The sequence below is a fragment of the Caulobacter sp. GW821-FHT11E10 genome, from assembly GCF_058808375.1.
Genome location: NZ_JBXARP010000012.1, coordinates 1 through 5,625, shown reverse-complemented (window position 1 = coordinate 5,625; position 5,625 = coordinate 1). Strand labels below are relative to the sequence as shown.

General features: G+C 54.4%; 3 tRNA genes and 3 rRNA genes. All 6 read right to left on the bottom strand.

The annotated features are described in order from the left end of the window. Positions 1 to 3: 3 nt before the first annotated feature. Positions 4 to 80 (bottom strand) — tRNA-Met (locus tag AC1RRV_RS22545). A gap of 64 nt (positions 81 to 144) precedes the next feature. Continuing rightward, a 5S ribosomal RNA gene (gene rrf / locus AC1RRV_RS22540) occupies positions 145 to 259 on the bottom strand. A gap of 103 nt (positions 260 to 362) precedes the next feature. Beyond that, a 23S ribosomal RNA gene (locus AC1RRV_RS22535) occupies positions 363 to 3,151 on the bottom strand. Positions 3,152 to 3,399: 248 nt separating this feature from the next. After that, positions 3,400 to 3,475, bottom strand: a tRNA-Ala gene (locus tag AC1RRV_RS22530). A gap of 66 nt (positions 3,476 to 3,541) precedes the next feature. Further along, positions 3,542 to 3,618, bottom strand: a tRNA-Ile gene (locus AC1RRV_RS22525). Between the two features lie 192 nt (positions 3,619 to 3,810). Further along, positions 3,811 to 5,296 (bottom strand): 16S ribosomal RNA (locus tag AC1RRV_RS22520). Together the 16S, 23S and 5S rRNA genes with 3 tRNA genes alongside form the textbook arrangement of a ribosomal RNA operon. Between the last annotated feature and the right edge of the window lie 329 nt (positions 5,297 to 5,625).

Here is a 5,625-nt window from a genome sequence, read left to right as displayed (position 1 = left end):
CCTTGGGTGCGGGGACAGGATTTGAACCTGTGACCTTCAGGTTATGAGCCTGACGAGCTACCGGGCTGCTCCACCCCGCGTCAGGGTGTTTTTGAGATTGTGGGCAGGGTTTGGACTTAAGATCTGAAGATATCCTTTTGGCGGACCTGGCGGCGACCTACTCTCCCGCGCCTTGAGACGAAGTACCATTGGCCCAGGGGGACTTAACGACCGAGTTCGGAATGGGATCGGGTGGGGAACCCCCGGCAAAGCCACCAGGTCAGCGAAAAGGATATCATTCGCTCCATTTCTGGAGCGAAGATTTAAGAAGAAGACATCAGTGTCTGAAGTAGAGCCATGCGTTGCATGGGTTTGACTGAAGAACGATCAAGCCTATCGAGCTATTAGTACCGGTAAGCTCCATGCGTCGCCGCACTTCCACACCCGGCCTATCAACGTGGTGGTCTTCCACGGCTCTCAGCGAGACCTTGTTTTGAGGTTAGTTTCCCGCTTAGATGCTTTCAGCGGTTATCTAGTCCACACTTAGCTACCCTGCTGCACAGCTGGCGCCATGACAGGTCCACCAGAGGTGTGTCCATCCCGGTCCTCTCGTACTAGGGACAGATCCTCTCAAGTCTCGTACACCCACGGCAGATAGGGACCAAACTGTCTCACGACGTTCTGAACCCAGCTCACGTACCACTTTAATCGGCGAACAGCCGAACCCTTGGGACCTGCTCCAGCCCCAGGATGTGATGAGCCGACATCGAGGTGCCAAACTTTGCCGTCGATATGGACTCTTGGGCAAAATCAGCCTGTTATCCCTAGAGTACCTTTTATTCGTTGAGCGATGGCCCTTCCACGCAGGACCACCGGATCACTATGGCCGACTTTCGTCTCTGCTCGACTTGTCAGTCTCGCAGTCAGGCGGGCTTATGCCATTGCACTCGACGACCGATTTCCGACCGGTCTGAGCCCACCATCGCGCGCCTCCGTTACACTTTGGGAGGCGACCGCCCCAGTCAAACTGCCCGCCACGCCATGTCCCGGACCCGGATAACGGGCCGCGGTTAGACGTCAACAACAATAAGGGTGGTATTTCAAGGATGGCTCCCCCGAGACTGGCGCCCCGGATTCATAGCCTCCCACCTATCCTACACATGTTGTTGCTAACGCCAAGGCGAAGCTGCAGTAAAGGTTCATAGGGTCTTTCCGTCTGACCGCGGGAACCCCGCATCTTCACGGGGAATTCAATTTCGCTGAGCCTGTGCTGGAGACAGTGGGGAAGTCGTTACGCCATTCGTGCAGGTCGGAACTTACCCGACAAGGAATTTCGCTACCTTAGGACCGTTATAGTTACGGCCGCCGTTTACCTGGGCTTCAATTCAGAGCTTGCACCCCTCCTTTTAACCTTCAGGCACCGGGCAGGCGTCAGACCCTATACGTCGCCTTGCGGCTTCGCAGAGCCCTGTGTTTTTGATAAACAGTCGCTACCCCCTGGCTTGTGCCACTCTCATCTGGTTGCCCAAAAGAGAGTCACGCTTATCCCGAAGTTACGCGTGCAATTTGCCGAGTTCCTTCAGCACAGTTCTCTCAAGCGCCTTGGTATACTCTACCTGCCCACCTGTGTCGGTTTCGGGTACGGTCTCCGTTGGAGTTATTTCCAGGGACCTGTTCACTGCCGGGAGCAATCCAATAAGCCCCGACAATTTACCAGATCCGTCACTTCCAACTGGTTCAGGAATATTCACCTGATTCCCATCGACTACGCCTTTCGGCCTCGCCTTAGGGGCCGACTAACCCTGCGCAGATTAGCTTTACGCAGGAACCCTTGGGCTTTCGGCGAGAGGGTCTCTCACCCTCTTTATCGCTACTCATGTCAGCATTCTCACTTCCGATACCTCCAGCAAGGCTCACGCCTCACCTTCATCGGCTTACGGAACGCTCCGCTACCGCGTGCACAAAGTGCACACCCATACCTTCGGCGACTGGCTTGAGCCCCGTTACATTTTCCGCGCAGGTTCGCTTGACCAGTGAGCTGTTACGCTTTCTTTAAATGATGGCTGCTTCTAAGCCAACATCCTGGTTGTCAAAGCAAACCCACATCGTTTCCCACTTAGCCAGTACTTGGGGGCCTTAGATGATGGTTAGGGTTGTTTCCCTTTTCACGACGGACGTTAGCACCCGCCGTGTGTCTCCCGGATAGTTCTCTTGGGTATTCGGAGTTTGATTAGAATTGGTACAGCTCGCGCCGCCCGCATCCATTCAGTGCTCTACCCCCCAAGGAATACGTCCGAGGCACTACCTAAATAGTTTTCGCGGAGAACCAGCTATGTCCAGGTTTGATTGGCCTTTCACCCCTATCCACAAGTCATCCGAGAATTTTTCAACATTCACCGGTTCGGTCCTCCAGTAAGTGTTACCTTACCTTCAACCTGCTCATGGATAGATCACCTGGTTTCGGGTCGTCATGCGACGTACTTATTCGCCCTATTCAGACTCGCTTTCGCTGCGCCTACACCTAACGGCTTAAGCTTGCACGGCACATGAAGTCGCTGACCCATTATACAAAAGGTACGCCGTCACCACGCGCGGTGGCTCCGACTGCTTGTAGGCTTCCGATTTCAGGATCTGTTTCACTCCCCTTGTCGGGGTGCTTTTCACCTTTCCCTCACGGTACTTGTTCGCTATCGGTCATTGAGGAGTACTTAGGCTTGGAGGGTGGTCCCCCCATGTTCAGACAGGATTTCACGTGTCCCGCCCTACTCGAGTCTGTCGCTATTTGACGCTTACGGGGCTATCACCCACTATGGCTGTGTTTCCCAACACATTCAGCTTTATGTCACGACAGCACTGGCCTGGTCCCGGTTCGCTCGCCACTACTACGGGAGTCTCGGTTGATGTCCTTTCCTCCGGGTACTGAGATGTTTCAGTTCCCCGGGTTTGCTTAATGAACCCTATGTATTCAGGTCATTATACCTCTTCTGATCAACCAATCCTCGTCCCGGCCGAAGCCGAAACAAAGTTGGGTGACCATAAAGGTGGGTTTCCCCATTCGGAGATAGCCGGATCAAAGGGTGCTCGCGCCTCCCCGGCTCTTATCGCAGCGTGCCACGTCCTTCATCGCCTCTCAATGCCAAGGCATCCGTCAGAAGCCCTTATGCGCTTGATCGTTCTCAGCAAAACCCATGCATAATCGACCCTAGCCGCATCTCGCGGGAAGGGTTCGAGCATGAGCTCTACCTTTAGTCAGACAATGATGTCTTCTTAAGTCCATCCTTAAACCAGGTCCGTATCCCAGGGGTGAGCTACGGTTGGCGGAGGAACCCTGCCTTCACAATGTCATTTCGCATCGACGCTAGGCGTCGATGCAAACTTGATCATTCCTCGATCGCGTTACCATCCTTCCGAATGAAGAGATGGTGGAGCCAGACGGATTCGAACCGACGACATCCTGCTTGCAAAGCAGGCGCTCTACCAACTGAGCTATGGCCCCTCACACTCGGTGTGAGTTGCTAAGCCAGGAGAGCCTGGGTCGGTTGCGCGTCCATGTAGGAGAGAGTGGTAGGCCCGATAAGACTTGAACTTATGACCTCACGCTTATCAAGCGTGCGCTCTAACCAACTGAGCTACGGGCCCATAGGCCGCATAGACCAGATCCAAGGCCTAAGGCCTCGACCCGCTCCTGGGCTCGCGATCGCCTCGATCACCTAACGGCGATCAAGGAGTGGAAAGAGAAACGAAGACGGCGGCAATCCGCTCATTTGTGTGCGTCTAGCGCACTAATTGGAGCCTCAATAGCTTCGTGAGAAGCTGGAGAAGCATCCTTAGAAAGGAGGTGATCCAGCCGCAGGTTCCCCTACGGCTACCTTGTTACGACTTCACCCCAGTCGCTGACCCTACCGTGGTCGCCTGCCTCTCTTGCGAGTTAGCGCAGCGCCTTCGGGTAAAGCCAACTCCCATGGTGTGACGGGCGGTGTGTACAAGGCCCGGGAACGTATTCACCGCGGCATGCTGATCCGCGATTACTAGCGATTCCAACTTCATGCTCTCGAGTTGCAGAGAACAATCCGAACTGAGACGACTTTTAGGGATTGGCTCCCCCTCGCGGGATTGCAGCCCTCTGTAGTCGCCATTGTAGCACGTGTGTAGCCCACCTTGTAAGGGCCATGAGGACTTGACGTCATCCCCGCCTTCCTCCGGATTAACTCCGGCAGTACGATTAGAGTGCCCAGCCAAACCTGATGGCAACTAATCGCGAGGGTTGCGCTCGTTGCGGGACTTAACCCAACATCTCACGACACGAGCTGACGACAGCCATGCAGCACCTGTGTCCCAGTCCCCGAAGGGAAAACCACATCTCTGTGGCGGTCCGGGCATGTCAAAAGGTGGTAAGGTTCTGCGCGTTGCTTCGAATTAAACCACATGCTCCACCGCTTGTGCGGGCCCCCGTCAATTCCTTTGAGTTTTAATCTTGCGACCGTACTCCCCAGGCGGAGTGCTTAATGCGTTAGCTGCGTCACCGACATGCATGCATGCCGACAACTAGCACTCATCGTTTACGGCGTGGACTACCAGGGTATCTAATCCTGTTTGCTCCCCACGCTTTCGAGCCTCAGCGTCAGTAACGGACCAGTATGTCGCCTTCGCCACTGGTGTTCTTCCGAATATCTACGAATTTCACCTCTACACTCGGAGTTCCACATACCTCTTCCGTACTCAAGACTGCCAGTATCAAAGGCAATTCCAAGGTTGAGCCCTGGGCTTTCACCTCTAACTTAACAGTCCGCCTACGCTCCCTTTACGCCCAGTAATTCCGAGCAACGCTAGCCCCCTTCGTATTACCGCGGCTGCTGGCACGAAGTTAGCCGGGGCTTCTTCTCCGGGTACCGTCATTATCGTCCCCGGTGAAAGAATTTTACAATCCTAAGACCTTCATCATTCACGCGGCATGGCTGCGTCAGGCTTTCGCCCATTGCGCAAGATTCCCCACTGCTGCCTCCCGTAGGAGTTTGGGCCGTGTCTCAGTCCCAATGTGGCTGATCATCCTCTCAGACCAGCTACTGATCGTAGCCTTGGTGAGCCTTTACCTCACCAACTAGCTAATCAGACGCGGGCCGCTCTAATGGCGATAAATCTTTCCCCCGAAGGGCTTATCCGGTATTAGCTCAAGTTTCCCTGAGTTGTTCCGAACCAAAAGGCACGTTCCCACGTGTTACTCACCCGTCCGCCACTAATCCCGAAGGATCCGTTCGACTTGCATGTGTTAGGCCTGCCGCCAGCGTTCGCTCTGAGCCAGGATCAAACTCTCAGGTTGAGTTGACCGCTAACACAGACTTCAGAGACTAGGGGAAAACCCAATCTCCGGTTCTGGTTTGCATAGTATCTTGACGAGTTCCCAATCACATCGATGAAATGAAACCGAAGTTTCAGTCCATGATATTCATGGTGTCTTCAAGAGACCGCATTTGTCAGCGTTCGAGATGAACCTTTCAGTCCATCGCCAGAAAGCCGCCGCCTGCGTTTCTCTTTCCAAATCAACAATGTCAAAGACCCGAACCAACCTTCCGGCCAGCCCATCGTTTAGCGCCCGATGTCGGCGGAGGCGGCTATCTATCCAACCTCGTTTTCCGTGTCAAATCGTTT